This window comes from Synechocystis sp. PCC 7339, assembly GCF_019924095.1.
Lineage (GTDB): Bacteria > Cyanobacteriota > Cyanobacteriia > Cyanobacteriales > Microcystaceae > Synechocystis.
The window spans coordinates 725,250-744,111 of record NZ_CP063659.1; the positions used below are offsets into that span (position 1 = coordinate 725,250).

Sequence of the window (18,862 nt, forward strand, 5' to 3'; positions counted from 1 at the left end):
AGGAAAACATCCGACTCAAATTTGCGTAGGGATAAGGAGGCTAAAGCATCTAAACGTACACAAATACGTAAGCTCGATAATTTTTATTAACCACAGTGTCGAAGTTTTAAGTCAGCGGTGGCATGGGAGCAGGACTAACTTCTACGGCGCTAATCTCTCTTTTTGCCATTGGCCATCAACTAAATTAAATTGCAAGCGGTCATGGAGGCGACTAGGACGACCTTGCCAAAATTCGATGCGATGGGGAATGACACGAAATCCTCCCCAGTGCGGTGGTCGGGGGATGGATTGGCCAGCATAATGCTTTTCCCAGCGGGCTAAATTGTCTTCCAAAACCTGGCGATCGCCGACGATTTGACTTTGGGGAGAAGCCCAGGCCCCCAATTGGGACGACCGGGGACGAGACTGGAAATAGGTATCGGATTCCGCTGGATCAATTTTTTCCACCCGGCCATCCACCCGCACCTGTCTCTCCAGGGCCGCCCACCAAAATACTAATCCGGCCCAGGGATGGGCTGTTAATTGTTGCCCCTTCGCACTCTGATAGTTGGTGTAAAAAACGAAACCCCGTTCATCCAAACCCTTGAGCAACACCATACGTCCCACCGGATGGCATTCCTCGGACAGGGTACTCAGGGACATAGCATTGGGTTCTGGCAACTCAGCGGCGATCGCCTGTTGCAGCCAGGTATGGAATTGGGTAAAGGGATGGTCTGCTACCTCGGCCTCCGTTAAACCTCCCTGGGTATAGTTCAAGCGCAAATCCGCGAGGGAAACACCATCCATAAAGCCTGCGTCCTCCAACTGGTGATCTTCACAGCGGGCAGTTAACATAGGGAATTATGACACCATCTGCGGCGAGTCATGCCATTGATACCCTGATCGAAATGGCCCACCAAGGGGAGATTAATCCCTGGGATGTGTCAGTGATCGACGTAATTGATCGCTTTTTGCAGGATCTAGGCATTCTCAACAGCCTCGACCTAAGTTTTCAACAGCAAAATTTGCCCCGTTCTGGCCAGGCCTTTCTTTGGGCCTCCATGTTAGTGCGCTACAAGGCCGATAGCCTCCACAACTTGGAGCAGGAACCGGAAGAAGTTATACCCGAAGCAGATCTAGAAGAATGGAGCGAGGAGCAAATAGCTCGGTTACCAAGGGATTTAGAAAATCGTCTGCGTCGGCGCACTGCTGTCCCCCCTCTGCAACGTCGTCGAGTTACCTTAGCGGAATTAATTGATCAAATTGAGGCGATCGCCGTCGAGATCGAAAAAAGTGAACAAAAACCTAAACGGGTTAAACGAGCCCGACCCCAATCCCGGCGGGAAGCCCTACAAATTATCACCGAATTAGCCCACCAGGAAAATTTAACGGAGTTAGCTAGTCAATTGGAACAATTTTTGCAAACTCGTCTGCCAGAAATTTTGCCCGATTTACCCCATCGTTCCTGGGTAGATTTAGACACACTACTCCGTTGTTGGCATCACCATCTAGATCCAGATAAATTACCAGACAAAAAAGATAAAGTTGGCGTATTTTGGGCTTTACTACTATTAAGTTCCCAGTCGAAAGTATCTTTGACTCAGGAAGAATTTTACCAAGATTTACAAGTTCAAATTATTGATCCTGAAGAAAATATACAGTTAACTTTAGATCGAGAAAATGAAACAGTAAATTTAGCTTAGTGTATAAATAATTGCTCTTAAATGCTAAATATTTCTTAGTTGCAAGTCTAAAGATTCATATGAAGAGTTAGATGTCAATCGAGTTGCATATAGGTTCATTAAATCTTGGATGGAAATCAATTTAACTTCTATGGAATTAATTACTTGAATTTTTCGAGAGCATTGACGACTGATTATCCAAACTTGCTTATGATCTTCGTGAAATTCTTCAACTATTTTATCTGAAAACTCTATTCTGCCTTGCTTCAATTGACTACAGTAATTAACAATTTGTTGATTTTTAAGACTTTCAATGTCTCCCTTCGCCAAGGTACAGTCATAAATGACTGAAAGATTAGTAGTGCGAAAAAATCCATCCGCCTTACCAGCTTGTTTTTCTCCAAGAAAACTTTTGATAGTTACAATTCCTAGTGATTTTAATAATAAAAAGGTATATTTTTCAAACTCTTGCCAGTCATTAGTGGTAGCTAATATTCGAAAAAAGCTAGGGCAGATATCTGAATTATTTTCCCACGAGAGGTCTTTGAAGTCTACTTCTATAGGGCTTGCTTGAGACAAGTTATCGGTAGAAATATGCATTTGTCCAGAGGCAATACCTATAAGTTGATGTAATACACGCTCAAACTCCAACATCTCATCTTCAAAAATTCTTATTTTTGATCCTACAAACTTTTCTCCAACCTTCTTGCGTTGATCAATAACAATATACTTTGACCCGTTTTTGGCTACCTTTAACTCAAAAAAATAATTATGGGAACCTGAGAAATAGCGAGCTTTATGCAATAGCTCTCTTTCTTCTCTTGTGTACCATTGCTCTGAATTATCCATTTTTTAACAATGATTAAGGATAACTTGATTATAATCAACACCATGATTAATGTTAATGACAATTAAAACTTCCTACATAGATTAGTTTGATGTCTAAAAACGTAGAAAGATTAATTGGGTGACAAACCACGTAGGAAATCTAGCACAGAACAGAAATCTTGATAAGATGTTAACTTAAGATCAATTGAGCTTTGCAGATCTTTAAACTGGAGTCAGAATCCTAACCATGGCTAGGCAAAGTGAAGAGTAGGGTTATCTGTCCAGGGCAACCCTTTGCTACAGTTGAATTGGTTACAAATCGTAAAAGTTCCGTCCCGCCGTTAAAAGTCTATGTTTGATGCCTTAGCCGATCGCCTTGAAGATGCCTGGAAAAAACTCCGGGGCCAGGACAAAATTAGTGAGAGCAACATTAAAGAGGCGCTCCAGGAAGTCAGAAGGGCCCTGTTGGCGGCGGATGTCAATCTCCAGGTGGTCAAGGGCTTCATCAAAGACGTGGAGCAGAAAGCCCTTGGGGCGGACGTAATCACCGGCGTTAATCCAGGGCAACAGTTTATCAAAATCGTTTACGACGAATTGGTCAACCTGATGGGGGAAAGCAACGTGCCCCTCGCCCAGGCCGATCAAGCTCCCACCGTCATCCTCATGGCTGGATTACAGGGGACCGGGAAAACCACCGCCACAGCGAAATTAGCCCTCTATCTCCGCAAAGAAAACCGCAGTGCCCTGATGGTGGCTACAGACGTTTATCGTCCCGCCGCCATTGACCAGCTCAAAACCCTGGGGCAACAAATTGATGTGCCCGTATTTGACCTTGGCAGTGATGCCAACCCGGTGGAAATTGCTCGCCAAGGGGTGGAAAAAGCGAAAGAACTGGGAGTAGATACGGTTCTGATCGATACCGCCGGTCGTTTGCAGATCGATCCCCAAATGATGGCGGAATTAGTCCAGATTAAACAGGTGGTTAAGCCCGACGATACCCTGCTGGTGGTGGATGCCATGACCGGGCAGGAAGCGGCGAACCTAACCCACACCTTCCACGAACAAATTGGCATTACGGGGGCAATTCTCACCAAACTAGATGGGGATACCAGGGGCGGGGCGGCCCTATCAGTGCGGCAAATTTCCGGCCAGCCGATCAAGTTTGTCGGGGTGGGGGAAAAGGTGGAGGCTCTACAACCCTTCTACCCCGATCGCCTAGCTAGTAGGATTCTAAACATGGGGGATGTGCTCACCCTGGTGGAAAAAGCCCAAGAGGCGATCGATGTGGGGGACGTGGAAAAGCTCCAGAACAAGATTCTGGAAGCCACCTTCGACTTCGACGATTTTCTTAAGCAAATGCGCTTCATGAAAAATATGGGCTCCCTTGGGGGCCTGCTGAAAATGATTCCTGGCATGAACAAACTCAGCAGTGGCGACATTGAAAAAGGCGAAAAAGAACTCAAGCGTACCGAAGCCATGATTAGTTCCATGACCACGGAGGAAAGGAAAAATCCCGATTTACTAGCCAAATCCCCCGGTCGCCGTCGTCGCATTGCCCAAGGATCGGGCCATAGTGAAACTGATGTGTCTAAATTAATCACCAATTTCACCAAAATGCGGACCATGATGCAACAAATGGGTATGGGGGGAATGCCGGGAATGGGAGCAATGCCAGGGATGGGCGGAGGTATGTTGGGCAGTCAGCCGGGCCCTGGTTTCCGGGGCTACAAAGGCAAAGGCGGCAAAGTTAAAAAGAAAAAGAAGAAAAAAGGTTTTGGTCAGCTTTAACGCTTCATTAGTCAATTCCTCTGCTGTTCCTTAAATTAATCTTTGACTAGGTAATATGGGGCGGTTTTGGCTTGACTTGCGCTCCAAATCAAGGGTGGTTTTAAAATTTATTTCTCCGAGTTTATCTGCAAATACTTTTTTGCAAGTGCTTTCTATTGTTTCAATCCCTTAGTCAAGACATTGATAAAAATCATTAATTGCAATCATTTTGAGCTCAATCTCATTTAGATTTGGATTACTTTACCCTATAAAAAAAGAAATTAAAGCCTCTTCAACGGCGGGCATTGTCTGGAAGTTTTCCCAAAACAAGTAAAATCATTTACACTGAAATTGTTTTATTTAATTTTTTAGGGATTATTCCTGGTGCTCACTGCTCAATCTGAATACGTTAAAAAACTCCGTCCTCTCTTGCCACCGGAAGCCTTCCAAGCCGATCCCCATAAATTAATTGTTTTAGGGTTAAATTTGGGTATTTATGTTGCTGGATTAACCATTGCCCGTAATCTCAATCATTGGCCTTTAGAGTGGCTTTGGCTATTTTTGCCTATGGCGGTCTTGATGGGGAATAGCGTCACTGTATTTTTATTTGGTAGTCACGACTTGATGCACGGCAGTGTGCTGAAAAAACGTTCCCAAATTTCCTACCTGATTAGTTTCCTTGGCCTTGCCCTTTGGTGGATGCCCCCTAGTCAATGGCGATCGCTCCATAACCAAGTCCACCATAACAATACGAATAGCGTGCGAGATCCGGATCGAAACTATTTACATGAACAGCCCAAAACCTGGGGGAAATGGATTCATCACCTATTTGCGCCTTCAGGAGAAGTTAATCCTCTGTGGCTGATTTTTGGCATGGGTACTGCCTGGGGAGTACATAATTTTCGTAATTTAATTTCCGTGCTTTTCTTCACTGGGGGAAGCGCCGACTTTGTCCCCGCCGCTTTTACTGTTAAACCACAGGATCGTCAGAAAATTTTGTTGGAATTGGTCACTATCATAGCAGTGCATTTAAGCATTTTATTTTACTTACAATTTCAGTTAATTCCAGTTATTTTAGGCTATTTTTTGCCAATTTTTCTCGGCCATGCTATGGGAATGTTTTATATTTATACTAACCATTTGGCCTGCCCAATGACGGAGGTTAATGATCCACTAGTTAATAGTGTTTCTTTGCGGATGCCCAGGCTATTTGATTGCTTGCATTTTAATTTTTCTTACCATACAGAGCACCATTTATTTCCCGACGTAAATTCGGATTATTATCCTTTGGTGCAGGATTTATTACAAGCCCACTACCCTGGCCAAATGAATTTATTAACAGCAAAGCAAGCCTGGCAAATGTTACTGGAAACGCCCCGACATTACCAAGGAGAAACAACGCTGGTGGGCTACGACGGCACTGGGGCGATCGCCTGTCCGTTACCCAGACAATCGAGTCAATGCCCTGGCAATGCGGCGACGGAAAAGGTAAAAACTTCAGCGGTGTAAGGTAAAGCTTTGATATTTTGGGGGTTTGATGGTTAATCATTGACCCCCTTTGATAAATTTCCATGAACATTGACACGTTACTAGAACCCTATAGAACTTCTGGGGTTAACTTAGGTCTAGACCGTATTCACAATTTGCTACAAAAACTAGGCAATCCCCAAGCAAAAGTGCCCTATGTCCATGTAGGAGGTACCAATGGCAAGGGATCGGTGTGTGCCTATCTGTCCAGTGTGTTGGCGGAAGCAGGCTATAAAGTGGGTCGCCACACTTCTCCCCATTTAATTGATTGGACAGAAAGGGTCTGCGTCAATAACGTTGCCATTGATAACGATACTTTGACAGATGTGTTGCAACAGGTAACGACGATCGCCAAAGCTGATAGTACTGACCAACCCACTTTGTTTGAGGTGTTTACAGCGGCAGTCTGGCTCTATTTTGCCCAGGCAGAGGTGGACATTGCGGTGATGGAAGTGGGTTTGGGGGGAAGGTTGGATGCCACCAACGTCCCAGAACCTTGTTTGCTCAGCATTATCACTTCCCTCAGTCGAGAACATTGGCAGGTGTTGGGACCCACCGTAGTACATATTGCACGGGAAAAAGCTGGCATTCTCAAAGCCCAGAGGCCGGTATTTTTGGGCAACATTCCCGTGGAGGCCCAAGGGGTTTTTCAAGAACGCATTGCCGAATTACATTGCCCTGACTATTGGATTGCCCCCGCCATTGCCACGGAAAAAAATGGTCAGCCCTGGGCTAGTTGGCAAGGTTTTGAGTATCTCCTGGCCCTATTGGGAGATTTTCAGTTACAAAATTCGGCTTTGGCGATCGCCGCTTTACAAGAATTACAGCAACAGGGTTGGGACAAATTAACGCCGGAAATTATCCAACAGGGTATGGCTAAAGCAGTCTGGCCTGGTCGATTGCAATGGGTGGATTACAACAGGCAAAAAATCCTTTTAGATGGGGCTCACAATCCAGCGGCGGCGGCGGCTTTAGCAGATTACACCCACTATTTAGTTGATCATTCAGATCACTATTTACCAACTATTACCTGGGTAATGGGCATGCTCAGCACCAAAGAACATGACCAAATTTTCCGTCATCTGCTCCGTCCCGGCGACCGCCTGTTATTGGTACCAGTGCCCGACCATGACAGTGGGGATTTGCCAGGGTTGGAGCGGTTAGCATGGCAGATCATGCCGGAGTTAAGGGAGGTTAAAGTGTTTGATGATTGTTTTACAGCCCTGGAAAATTCAGAAAAAATTGACGAACATTCTCAAAAATTGACTGTTCTCTGCGGCTCCCTTTATTTAGTAGGTCATTTCTTAAAACAATTGCAATTTTCTCAGTAGTTATTTCTAGAAATTCTGCCCGGACTTAATTTTGATTGATATGATTGTTAGCATCGGCTCGTTTCTCCTAGTTTTACTATAGCTATTCCACCAAACCGTGTTCAACGCTAACATTTGGGGCAATGCAGAAAAACTAATTCTAACCAGACTTTCATTAATTTGTAGGATAAATAAATTGATTAAACTACTTATTTATTTTGTTATTCTTCCCATCATTATTTTTCTCCTGGGCAACTCACCCACCATGGCAGTCTCAAATTCTACCTCCCAGGAGCAAAACCCTGCGATTTTAGTTTGTTTTTCCGGGGGACAAGAAATTTTTCGTAAAAATGTAGTTGATGGTCCCTTTGCTGATGAGTATAAATTCGCCCATGAAATAAAAGTTATCGACAGCGAAGGAGAACACTGGGTTAATTTTGGTGGAGGCATGTGCCTGATTGATCAAGGGGAAGCTTTCAACAGAAGACAGCTAGAACTAACAGATAATTTAAGTTGTTATTCAGGGGCAAAAAAAGTAGTCACCTTTGATGTTTATGGAGAAGAAACAACCATTGATGAATATGTTGAAGGTAGAACATTTCTAGCCAACGCTAATGGTAGTGGACTTTCTTCCGAAGCAATTCATCGATATCTATTGTTTGGTAGTGGAACGTGTATTGGCGAAGAAATAGGGGAAGATTGATAAAAGTTTTAATCAAATAAATTTCACAAGTAAGACATAGAAAATGATTCAAGAAATGAACCTAGCCTATTTTTAGCGAACCTTAAATTTGCCAGAGTTGATAGTTGACTTTGGATATAGTGGCGATCGCCTATTGTTAGTGCCGGTGCCCAAACTCTGACAGTGTTTTTTGTTTTCTCTACCTAGCGGGGTATTTTTTATGGAGTAATTTTGATTCTTTTTGGTTCAGTTGATACCATAGGGGCGTTTCACTCTACCGCCAAATGAGTATGGATTTCCCCGCCCTAAGTTCTTACCTCCATCACCATCGACCAGGGGAAGACATTCTCGCAGATTTGCGGACAGATCAAGGTTTAGGGCTAACAGCGGAGGCCGTAGCCCAGCGTTACGAACAATATGGCCGCAACGAACTGAAATTTAAACCAGGTAAACCGGCTTGGTTGCGTTTTCTTTTGCAATTTCACCAGCCCCTGCTCTACATTCTTCTCATTGCCGGTACAGTTAAAGCCGTTCTCGGTTCTTGGACCAATGCTTGGGTGATTTGGGGAGTCACCCTAGTCAACGCCATCATTGGTTACATTCAAGAAGCGAAAGCGGAAGGGGCGATCGCCTCTTTGGCCAAGGCCGTGACCACGGAAGCCACGGTGCTGAGGGAAGGACAAACCCTCCGTATTCCCTCCCAAGAATTGGTCATCGGTGACATTGTTTCCCTGGCTTCGGGGGATAAGGTGCCAGCGGATCTGAGATTGTTAAAAGTGCGGAATCTCCAAGTGGATGAATCGGCCTTAACGGGGGAAGCGGTGCCGGTGGAAAAAGCTGTGGAAGTGTTACCAGAGGAAACGCCCCTCGCCGAAAGGTTAAATATGGCCTATGCAGGCAGTTTCGTCACCTTTGGCCAGGGCACCGGGGTAGTGGTGGCCACAGCTAATGCTACGGAAATGGGACAAATTTCCCAGTCCATGGAAAAGCAAGTCAGCCTCATGACTCCTTTGACCCGCAAGTTTGCCAAATTCAGCCATACATTGCTCTATGTAATTGTTACCCTGGCAGCCTTTACCTTTGCGGTGGGTTGGGGGCGGGGGGGCACTCCCCTGGAAATGTTTGAAGCGGCGGTGGCCCTGGCAGTGAGTGCTATTCCCGAAGGTCTGCCCGCTGTGGTTACCGTTACCCTGGCGATCGGGGTCAATCGCATGGCCAAACGCAATGCCATTATCCGTAAACTTCCCGCAGTGGAAGCCCTGGGCAGTGCCACTGTAGTGTGTTCCGACAAAACCGGCACCCTGACGGAAAATCAAATGACTGTGCAGGCTGTGTATGCTGGGGGAAAACACTACGAAGTCAGCGGCGGTGGTTACAGCCCCAAAGGAGAATTTTGGCAGGTAATGGGAGGGGAAGTGGACAATGTTTTGTTGGATGGTTTACCTCCAGTGCTGGAAGAATGTTTGCTGACGGGCATTCTTTGTAACGATTCTCAACTGGAACATCGGGGGGAAGATTGGGCGGTGGTGGGGGATCCCACGGAGGGGGCATTGCTAGCCTCGGCGGCTAAAGCTGGCTTCAGTCAAGCTGGTTTAGCTAGCCAAAGACCCCGTTTGGACTCCATTCCCTTTGAATCGGATTATCAATACATGGCTACGCTCCACGATGGGGATGGGCGAACAATTTACGTCAAAGGTTCGGTGGAATCCCTGCTACAAGGATGTAATTCCATGCTGTTAGATGATGGCCAAACGGTGCCAGTTAATCGGTCGGAGGTGGAAAAGAATGTTGAAAATATGGCTAAGCAAGGCCTAAGGGTGTTGGCCTTTGCCAAAAAAACGGTGGAACCCCATCATCACGCCATTGACCACGGGGATATTGAAACCGGACTAATCTTTTTAGGTTTACAGGGCATGATCGACCCACCTCGACCGGAAGCCATTGCCGCAGTCCACGCCTGTCATAGCGCTGGCATCGAAGTGAAAATGATTACCGGAGATCACATTAGTACCGCCCAGGCGATCGCCAAACGGATGGGCATTGCCGCTGATGGGGATGGCATTGCTTTTGAAGGACGACAGCTAACAACCATGGGTCCGGAGGAATTGGCTCAGGCGGCCACAGAAAGTTGTGTATTTGCTAGGGTAGCCCCGGCTCAGAAATTGCAACTGGTGGAAGCTTTACAGCAAAAAGGTCACATTGTCGCTATGACCGGGGATGGGGTGAACGATGCTCCGGCTTTAAAGCGGGCTGATATTGGCATTGCCATGGGTAAGGGGGGAACAGAAGTGGCTCGGGAATCCTCCGATATGTTGCTCACCGACGATAATTTTGCCTCCATTGAAGCGGCGGTGGAGGAAGGACGTACCGTTTACCAAAATCTCCGCAAGGCGATCGCCTTTTTGTTACCGGTCAATGGCGGCGAGTCCATGACCATTTTAATCAGCGTGTTTCTGGCTCGGGCGTTACCCATTCTTTCTTTGCAGGTGCTGTGGTTAAACATGATCAACTCCATCACCATGACGGTGCCCCTAGCCTTTGAGGCCAAGTCACCGGGCATTATGCAAAAGCCTCCCCGCAACCCCAATGAACCCCTAATTACGAGGAAGTTACTGCACCGTATTTTATTGGTCTCCCTGTTTAACTGGATTCTAATTTTTGGGATGTTTGAATGGGTCAATCGCACCACTGGCAACATCGATTTAGCGAGAACCATGGCCATTCAAGCCCTTGTGGCCGCTAGGGTGATTTACCTGCTCAGCATCAGTCAATTAGGTCGTAGTTTTCTCAGCTATGTGATGGGTAAGCGTCAAACCATTACCAAAGCCCCCATACTGTTAGTGGGCATTGCGGTGGCGATCGCCCTGCAAATAGGTTTCAGTCAACTGCCGTTTATGAATGTATTGTTCAAAACTGCTCCCATGGACTGGCAACAATGGGCAATCTGTTTACTGCCGATGATTCCCATGGTGCCCGTTGCGATCTTGGCCAATCGTCTTGATCCTTAATCGCTAGTTTAGCCGGCCCCAGGGGTGACAGAAACCTTAAAATTCACCTAAATAACTTCTCAAATCCCCTTTCATCCCACCCAATGCACCTAGAAGATACTATTGCGGCGATCGCCACCGCCATTGTGCCCCAACAGGGCGGTATCGGTGTGGTGCGATTGTCGGGGCCACAATCCCTTACCATTGCCAAAACCCTTTTTGAAGCACCGGGGAGCCAAACCTGGGAAAGTCATCGCATTTTGTACGGCCATGTGCGTCATCCCGATACCAAAGTGGCGATCGATGAAGCATTGCTCTTATTGATGCTAGCGCCCCGTTCCTACACCAAAGAAGATGTGGTGGAATTCCAATGCCACGGGGGAATCATGCCAGTGCAACAGGTTTTACAATTGTGTTTGCAACAGGGGGCCAGGCTGGCCCACCCGGGGGAATTTAGCCTGCGGGCCTTTCTCAATGGCCGGTTAGATTTAACCCAAGCAGAAAGTATCAGTGAACTAGTGGGAGCCCAATCTCCCCAGGCCGCGGCGATCGCCTTAGCGGGATTACAGGGTAAGCTGGCCCAACCGATTCGGGAGCTACGCAACACTTGTCTAGACATTTTGGCGGAAGTGGAAGCCCGCATTGATTTTGAAGACGATCTACCTCCCCTGGATGAAGATTTAATTCGTCAACAATTACAGGATTTGTACCAACAATTGGAGAGGATTTTAAACACCGCCCAGCGGGGAGAACTGCTCCGCACCGGCTTGAAAGTGGCCATAGTGGGGCAACCTAATGTAGGCAAATCCAGCTTACTCAATGCTTGGAGCCGCACAGACCGGGCGATCGTTACTGATCTACCAGGCACCACCAGGGACGTGGTGGAATCCCAACTAGTGGTAGATGGCATTCCCATCCAAGTGTTAGACACTGCGGGCATTCGGGAAACAGCTGACCAAGTGGAGCAAATGGGAGTAGAACGCTCCCGTAAAGCGGCCCAACAGGCGGATTTAGTTTTATTGACGGTGGATGCCCACCAGGGTTGGACAGAGGCAGACCAGTTGATTTACGACCAAGTCAAAGACCGCCCCTTGATTTTGGTAATTAACAAGATTGATTTGGCCCGGGCCGATTTAGTCAACTATCCACCGGAAATTACTAACATAGTTCTAACTGCTGCCGCCGTTAATTTGGGTATTGAAGCTCTAGAAAATGCCATTGTTGAGCAAGTTAATCAAAATAACTTATCACCCCAAAATTTAGATTTTGCCATCAACCAAAGACAAGCGGCTGTTTTAACGGAAGCTCAACTAGCCCTCAAGCAATTACAGAAAACCCTAACGGAACAGTTACCCCTAGACTTTTGGACCATTGACCTGCGTTTGGCCATCAATGCCCTGGGACGAGTGACAGGGGAAACGGTAACGGAGTCGGTGTTAGACCGTATTTTCAGCCGTTTTTGTATTGGAAAATGATGGGTGGGTCAGACTGCATGCCAATGGAGAGGGTGACCGGAAAATTGTGCTGATAGAGCTAAAACCATTGGTTTTTGGTTCTCATGGCCCTAATTTATACAAAATTCTGTTCAGTCTCGTTTCAGCCAGCTTATGGATTATCTAGATTAATTTGGTGCCTCAAACGCCTTAGTTTCGTATTTAAATAGGATTCAATTTCGGCAAGTTGTCGCATCTTTTGAGAAACCCCCTCAAGTTTACGTTCAATAATACTAATTTGTTCACGCTCAGGAATATTAGAATGATCTCCCCAGTCCTGAACAAATTGTTTGATTTCGTTGAGGGTAAACCCTAATGCTTTTGCCTGACCAATGAGCAGTAACCGTTGTAGCATTGCTTCGCTGAACTCTTTGTAGAGCCTTGTTCCCGCTTGCCGATCAGAGGCGGTAATCAACCCCAGTTTTTCGTAAAAGCGAATTGTGTCTTTGGTTAGGCCGGTTTTTTGGGACAGTTCACCAATCAGCATGATGTTGATCCACCACTTTTTCAGTTCCCCTTGACTGTGGAGTATAGTCCATAGTTTATGCTATCGCACAGTAATATTTGGATGTTTGGTGGCTAAAAATGAGGAAAACAGTTCTAATCACGGGGGCTTCGAGTGGAATTGGTAGGGCAACTACCCAGAAGCTGATTGATGATGGCTACTGCGTCTATGCTTCTGCCCGTAGCGTTGCTAAGCTGGAGCCTCTGGCAACCGACGGAGCGAGAATCCTGGAATTGGATGTGACTCAAGACGAATCAATGCAATCGGGGGTTAATCGCATCATTCGCGAATGCGGCAGACTCGATATTTTGATCAACAATGCTGGATATGGTTCCTATGGTGCTCTGGAGGATGTTCCCATTGAAGAAGCAAGATATCAATTTGAGGTCAATGTCTTTGGACTGGGAAGACTCACACAGTTAGTTCTGCCACAGATGCGAAAACAATCATTTGGCAAAATTGTCAATATCACGTCTGTGGGCGGCAAAATCTATGAGCCCCTTGGAAGTTGGTATCACGCCAGTAAATTTGCAGTGGAAGGGCTGAGTGATTGTCTCAGGCTTGAACTTCGGCCGTTTGGCATTGATGTCATTATTGTAGAACCTGGACCGATTAAAACGGAGTGGGGGGCGACTGCGATCTCAAAATTGATGCAAACGTCTGGTCATACTGCCTATGGAGTAGCGGCTCAAACAGGCGCAAAACTATTAGCAATTAGCAATGACAAGAATATTGCCTCTGAACCTGCAGTGATTGCAAACACAATCTCAAAAGCGCTTATGACAAAGCATCCCAGGGCACGATATGCGTCCGGAACCGGAGCGGTGTTTTTAGTTGCATTTCGCAAGTTCGCAAGTGACGAGGCAATGGATTGGTTGATGCGTCTCATAATTAAGCAGACGGCATTGCGACAGTAGAAAGAATATGCGAATGAAAAAGAGAGCGCCAGAATATCGATTACATCTAACCAATCGCACCCGTTTTATCTGGTCTAGTTGATAGAAATTCAAGTCCCATATCTCTTTCAGCTTAAGCTTACCAATACTTTTTTAGTGATGGTAATTAATCCCCTCTAACCCCTCTTAAGAAGGGGGCAACTAGAGTGGACAACTGCTAAGATCCGAATACATTTTAGTTAGGTCAGTGCCGGATTTTCAGACCTTCGTTGCTATTGTCACTACTCTGTTGTTTTTTTTGACTGGAGTAGCATTAAAGTATGACACCATCTACTTCCGAAACTACGAAATCTCCATCCCCCAATGGGCCGGACTTATCTTCTCCGGGCTTACTTTCGTGTTTGTGGTCTTGGATCGACTCCTACGGGGGGTTGTCCGACTTGAGGAAATACAACAAAGAAGCGAGGATTGCGCACGAGCAGTGGCTCGAGAAGCAAAACACGCTCGAGAACGAGAAGAAGATCGCGCACGAGCACAGAATGAAAGAGCTGAGGCAAGAGAACGAGAGGCTCGCCGAATTGGACAGGAAGCTCACAGAATTCGAGTCAAAAATCAATACCGTCTTGCAGTCATCCGCTATCAACTCGACCCCAATCCTACCCATCGACAACAATTAGAAGATATCCTCGCCCTACTGGATGAGTATGGAGAGATGCTTTAAACAAAATGTCTGTTCTCCCGTGGAGGAATTATGATTCAGTCCATTCAGACTTTTCCTACCGTCACTCTCAAAGAATTTTTAACATTACCAGAAACGAAACCAGCCCAAGAATATCAAAACGGTAAAATCGGCCAAAAACCAATGCCCCAGGGGAAACATAGTAAACTGCAAACTACCTTGGTCAGCCAAATTAATCAACGGGCGGAACAAAATAAAATTGTCTATGGTTTCACCGAACTGCGTCATACTTTTGTTGGACGTTCCATAGTATCGTATATCACCGTTTTGCAATGGAGTAATATCCCCCCGATTGGATAATTGAAATTCTTTTTCCAGAACAATCTTCCCTAAAAGTTATCGAGAAAATAGGTTTCACCATTAAAAATGGCTGTCAACTCGGCTGGTTAATTTCTCCTAGTGAAAAAATTGTTATGGTTTTTCAAGGAAATCAATTACAAGAAATCAGAATAGAGCAAGATGAAGATATTTTACCCGTATTATCAGAACTAAAAGAATGGTTAATTACGCCAAAAATAATTTTTGATTGGCTCAGTTTTGGGCAAAAATGAGGTGTCCTCCTCAGGCAACAATGCCCGAATTTCAAGCATTATTTTGCCATATAAGTATAGAGGTATTGCAGTCAAGGGATTCAAAATAAATTTTCCGAAATACAATTAGTCAAATTATGATAGCCTAAATCATTAAAATGGGCGTCGTGTTTATGGTACATGTCTCGGTTCCAAGGGCAGATTTCTAGTAAGGAAATATACTCCAACCCTATTTGTTTGATGTCATCACGGATTTCCAAAGAGTACTTGTTGTTAAAAGTTTCTCCTTTTTCCGGGATGTGGACAACACGAATAACTGTATCGGGAAAACTATTCTTGATTTCTTGTAAAGTAGTTAAGGAATCTTCGTATAGTTCATTTTTGTCATACTCGTTGGTCTGGGCAAACCTAAGATGGGGACAAAGATTTAATGAGGATGATGTCTTTTTTCCCAAACTATACAGGTCACACATTAAATTGTATAGCCTGAACTGCTGCAGAAAATTAGGACTGCTCTGCTCTGACAGGCCCTTCGTTTCATATAATTGCTTTGCCCGATCAATCAATTCGGCTTGGCTTTCATTCTTGTCTGCAGTATAGATAACGGGGGGATATTTTTCTACACAATCCTGGGCAGTTTCTTGGGAACAAAACCAGAGGGCTTGCCCTTGCACCACGGGATACCATAAAGAACGAAAAAAATCATTGCCAATGACCATGATATTAATTTCGTTAAAATAGGCGGTGTCTTTAACACTTGCGAGTAACCGCTGAAAATGTTTAATGCCAGTGCCGGTTACGCCAAAGTTGTAGAGATTGGTATCTGGGCGATCCAAAAGTTGCCGCAGTTGACTAACCCAGGTATGATTGCCCCCATCCCCCGCAGTGAAGGAATCACCAATAAAGGCAATTTTTTTGGTTGATGCTAAATTAAAATCATAATCGACATTATCCACAAAGCCGAGATTATTAGTGCTATAAGTAATGTCATAATCAACCTGGTCTCCGTAGATGGCAACGCTTCTAATATTAGTTTTTGGTTCATATTTAACTGTTTGATCCTTTCCTTCCACTAGAGAAGGTGCGGTGAAAAATAAGGTTCGATCGTAGAGGCTATATTTACCTAAATTTGTTAGTCTTAGGACAATTTCAACCATTACTAGACTAAAGGCGATGGAAGCAAAAATCAAGGCAATATTTTGGGATATTTTAATGATTTTTTTTGAAGGCATGGTTTTATTTAAGTGATGGAAACGATGCAACCTTCACAAAATAGTTTGTCAATTGTTCTTTAATTAACGGCATGACCAAGCTGAAACGATAGCTTTAGCCGTCAAGACCCTATTTTACTTGGTGCGGGAATGATTCAATCAAGCTAGGACTGGCCGTCTGACTATCTAACCATAACCATTCAATTGGGTAGGTCATCGAAACTGAATTAGGACAAGAATAGTTTCCATCAATGGGCTAGGGGACCTTCCAACCAGCGGAATTGACACATCAAGTTTGTTTGATGTATGGTTTTCTCATCAAGTTTTTTTGATGGGTAGCCATGGTTAGTCGCATTAACCCCAAAGCCATTAAGGCTGGGGGAACGCTTAGTTTGTTTGAGAAATACCTTACCCTCTGGGTTGCCCTCTGCATTGTCATCGGCATTGCCCTGGGTAAGCTGTTACCCACTGTGGCCCAGACGTTGGACTCCTGGAGTATTTACAACGTTTCCATTCCGATCGCCATTTGCTTGTTTTTTATGATGTATCCCATCATGGTGAAAATTGACTTTTCCCAAGCACGGCAGGCGGTCAAGGCTCCCAAACCGGTGATTTTGACCCTGGTGGTGAATTGGTTGATCAAGCCCTTTACCATGGTGCTTTTTGCCCAATTTTTCCTGGGTTATCTGTTTGCACCGCTGTTAACTGCCACGGAAATAATTCGGGGGCAGGAAGTAACATTGGCCAATTCCTACATCGCTGGTTGCATTTTGCTGGGCATTGCTCCCTGTACGGCCATGGTGTTGATGTGGGGCTACCTTTCCTATAGCAATCAAGGTCTAACCTTGGTGATGGTGGCGGTCAACTCCCTGGCCATGCTGTTTCTCTATGCACCTTTGGGCAAATGGTTGTTGTCGGCTAGTAATTTGACGGTGCCTTGGCAGACCATTGTTTTGTCGGTGTTAATTTACGTAGGCTTGCCCTTAGCCGCTGGTATTTACAGTCGTTACTGGATTTTGAAACATAAAGGACGACAATGGTTTGAGACTCAGTTTTTGCAATACCTCAGCCCGATCGCCATTGTGGCTTTGTTATTGACGTTAATTTTGCTCTTTGCGTTTAAGGGGGAATTAATTGTTAATAATCCTCTGCATATTCTGTTGATCGCAGTGCCCCTATTTATCCAGACCAATTTCATTTTCCTCATTACTTATGTTCTGGGCCTAAAACTCAAACTCAGCTACGAAGATGCCGCCCCCGCCGCCCTGATCGGTGCCAGTAACCATTTTGAAGTGGCGATCGCCACCGCTGTAATGTTATTTGGTCTGAACTCTGGGGCTGCTTTGGCCACTGTGGTGGGAGTATTAATCGAAGTACCAGTGATGTTGATGCTGGTGGAAATTTGCAAAAAAACCGCCTTTTGGTTCCCCAGGGATCCGGAAAAAGCCACCTTGCTAGACCCCCGTTGTATTAATTCTCAATTAGGTTGTAACTAGTTGCTAAAACAATCGCTCCAATGACCAATTTTGACCACCCTCCCCGCATTCTTTTTCTCTATGGTTCCCTACGGGAGCGTTCCTACAGTCGTTTACTCGCCGAAGAAGCCGCCCGCATTATTACCGCGATGGGAGCAGAAACCAAATTTTTCGACCCGAGGGAATTACCTCTGCGGGGCCAGGTGTCTGACAGCCATCCCAAAGTGCAAGAACTATTGGAACTGAGCCAATGGTCAGAGGGCCAAGTGTGGTCTTCGCCGGAAATGCACGGCAACATTACGGGCATCCTCAAAAATCAAATTGATTGGATTCCCCTAGAAATTGGTTCCATTCGTCCTACCCAGGGCCGCGCCCTTGCGGTGATGCAGGTCAGTGGCGGCTCCCAATCCTTCAACGCCGTCAACACCATGCGGATTCTTGGTCGTTGGATGCGGATGTTTACCATTCCCAATCAATCGTCCGTAGCCAAAGCCTACCAGGAATTCCACGAAGACGGCACCATGAAGGATTCTCCTTACCGGGATCGGGTGGTGGACGTGATGGAAGAACTGTACAAATTCACCCTACTACTGCGGGATAAGGTGGATTATTTGACCGATCGCCATAGTGAAAGAAAAGCCAGGGCCAAAGCCGACGGTTAATGTTTTTTGCCAACGCAACTAACCCGAATCCTTCAAATACCTCGATCAATTAATCAAATTAATTAATTTAACCAAAAGGCTAAAACTATGAAAAAAGTCATGTTCGTTTGCAAACGTAATTCCTGCCGCTCCCAGATGGCAGAGGGCTTTGCTAAAACCCTAGGGGCAGGCAAAATATCCTTCACTAGTTGCGGTCTGGAATCTTCCCGAGTCCATCCCACCGCCATTGAAATGATGACCGAAGTGGGCATAGACATCAGCGACCAAACCTCTGACCCCATCGAAAACTTCAACGCCGACGATTACGACGTGGTCATTTCCCTCTGTGGCTGTGGAGTAAATTTGCCACCGGAGTGGGTGACCCAGGAAATTTTTGAAGATTGGCAACTGGAAGACCCCGACGGCCAATCCTTAGAAGTTTTCCGCACCGTGCGGGGACAAATTAAGGAACGGGTGGAGAACTTGATTACCAAAATTGCCTGATCGATCCCATTCCCACTGATACGGACGATACGAAACCCTCAATTTGGCTATATGCTTAGGGAAATGGCTTTTTGCCACGAAACTTCACTAATCGTTATACAAATTA

At 45.6% G+C, this 18,862-nt stretch carries 16 protein-coding genes and 1 pseudogene; 13 read left to right on the forward strand and 4 right to left on the reverse strand.

Features of this window, described 5'->3' with window-relative positions; all coding sequences use genetic code 11:
- Positions 1–141 precede the first annotated feature (141 nt).
- Positions 142–786, reverse strand: a complete 645-nt coding sequence (gene pdxH, locus IQE94_RS03285; protein ID WP_223343189.1) for a pyridoxamine 5'-phosphate oxidase — start codon at positions 784–786, stop codon at positions 142–144.
- A gap of 56 nt (positions 787–842) precedes the next feature.
- Between pdxH and IQE94_RS03290 the strand changes: the two genes are divergently transcribed.
- On the forward strand, positions 843–1,682 hold the full coding sequence (locus IQE94_RS03290; protein WP_223342711.1) for a segregation/condensation protein A: 840 nt from the start codon (positions 843–845) through the stop codon (positions 1,680–1,682).
- A gap of 24 nt (positions 1,683–1,706) precedes the next feature.
- Here IQE94_RS03290 and IQE94_RS03295 read toward each other — a convergent pair whose 3' ends face one another.
- The gene (locus IQE94_RS03295) at positions 1,707–2,510 is read right to left on the reverse strand and encodes a hypothetical protein (RefSeq protein ID WP_223342712.1); all 804 of its coding nucleotides are present in this window, start codon (positions 2,508–2,510) and stop codon (positions 1,707–1,709) included.
- A 330-nt stretch (positions 2,511–2,840) separates the two neighbouring features.
- Between IQE94_RS03295 and ffh the strand changes: the two genes are divergently transcribed.
- From ffh to mnmE, 6 genes are all read left to right on the forward strand, one after another.
- Positions 2,841–4,277: a signal recognition particle protein gene (ffh, locus tag IQE94_RS03300; protein WP_223342713.1), complete on the forward strand. Its 1,437-nt coding sequence runs from the start codon at positions 2,841–2,843 to the stop codon at positions 4,275–4,277.
- Positions 4,278–4,640: 363 nt separating this feature from the next.
- Positions 4,641–5,765, forward strand: coding sequence for a fatty acid desaturase (locus IQE94_RS03305; protein WP_223342714.1), 1,125 nt, complete (start codon positions 4,641–4,643; stop codon positions 5,763–5,765).
- A 62-nt stretch (positions 5,766–5,827) separates the two neighbouring features.
- Positions 5,828–7,114 carry a folylpolyglutamate synthase/dihydrofolate synthase family protein gene (locus IQE94_RS03310; RefSeq protein ID WP_223342715.1) on the forward strand — a complete coding sequence of 429 codons (1,287 nt, stop codon included), beginning with the start codon at positions 5,828–5,830 and terminating at the stop codon, positions 7,112–7,114.
- Between the two features lie 244 nt (positions 7,115–7,358).
- A complete protein-coding gene (locus IQE94_RS03315) occupies positions 7,359–7,796 on the forward strand; it encodes a hypothetical protein (RefSeq protein WP_212722190.1) in 438 nt (145 codons plus the stop codon).
- Between the two features lie 269 nt (positions 7,797–8,065).
- Positions 8,066–10,783, forward strand: coding sequence for a cation-transporting P-type ATPase (locus tag IQE94_RS03320; protein ID WP_223342716.1), 2,718 nt, complete (start codon positions 8,066–8,068; stop codon positions 10,781–10,783).
- A gap of 83 nt (positions 10,784–10,866) precedes the next feature.
- Positions 10,867–12,237, forward strand: coding sequence for a tRNA uridine-5-carboxymethylaminomethyl(34) synthesis GTPase MnmE (gene mnmE, locus IQE94_RS03325; RefSeq protein ID WP_223342717.1), 1,371 nt, complete (start codon positions 10,867–10,869; stop codon positions 12,235–12,237).
- Between the two features lie 130 nt (positions 12,238–12,367).
- Here the strand turns inward: mnmE and IQE94_RS03330 are convergent, their stop codons facing one another.
- Positions 12,368–12,742, reverse strand: a complete 375-nt coding sequence (locus IQE94_RS03330) for a MerR family transcriptional regulator (RefSeq protein WP_212716143.1) — start codon at positions 12,740–12,742, stop codon at positions 12,368–12,370.
- 77 nt (positions 12,743–12,819) lie between these two features.
- Between IQE94_RS03330 and IQE94_RS03335 the strand changes: the two genes are divergently transcribed.
- From IQE94_RS03335 to IQE94_RS03345, 3 genes and pseudogenes are all read left to right on the forward strand, one after another.
- A complete protein-coding gene (locus tag IQE94_RS03335; RefSeq protein WP_223342718.1) occupies positions 12,820–13,677 on the forward strand; it encodes an oxidoreductase in 858 nt (285 codons plus the stop codon).
- Between the two features lie 226 nt (positions 13,678–13,903).
- Complete coding sequence (locus tag IQE94_RS03340) at positions 13,904–14,377, forward strand: hypothetical protein (RefSeq protein WP_223342719.1); 474 nt, start codon at positions 13,904–13,906, stop codon at positions 14,375–14,377.
- 30 nt (positions 14,378–14,407) lie between these two features.
- Positions 14,408–14,946, forward strand: a pseudogene (locus IQE94_RS03345) (Uma2 family endonuclease).
- Positions 14,947–15,026: 80 nt separating this feature from the next.
- Here IQE94_RS03345 and IQE94_RS03350 read toward each other — a convergent pair.
- A complete protein-coding gene (locus IQE94_RS03350; RefSeq protein WP_223342720.1) occupies positions 15,027–16,157 on the reverse strand; it encodes an SGNH/GDSL hydrolase family protein in 1,131 nt (376 codons plus the stop codon).
- A gap of 320 nt (positions 16,158–16,477) precedes the next feature.
- On the opposite strand from IQE94_RS03350, the gene acr3 reads away from it, so the two are divergent.
- From acr3 to arsC, 3 genes are all read left to right on the forward strand, one after another.
- A complete protein-coding gene (acr3, locus tag IQE94_RS03355) occupies positions 16,478–17,632 on the forward strand; it encodes an arsenite efflux transporter Acr3 (RefSeq protein WP_212716145.1) in 1,155 nt (384 codons plus the stop codon).
- Between the two features lie 20 nt (positions 17,633–17,652).
- Positions 17,653–18,273, forward strand: coding sequence for an arsenical resistance protein ArsH (arsH, locus tag IQE94_RS03360; protein WP_223342721.1), 621 nt, complete (start codon positions 17,653–17,655; stop codon positions 18,271–18,273).
- Between the two features lie 87 nt (positions 18,274–18,360).
- Complete coding sequence (arsC, locus tag IQE94_RS03365) at positions 18,361–18,756, forward strand: arsenate reductase, glutathione/glutaredoxin type (RefSeq protein ID WP_223342722.1); 396 nt, start codon at positions 18,361–18,363, stop codon at positions 18,754–18,756.
- The last annotated feature ends 106 nt before the right edge of the window (positions 18,757–18,862 follow it).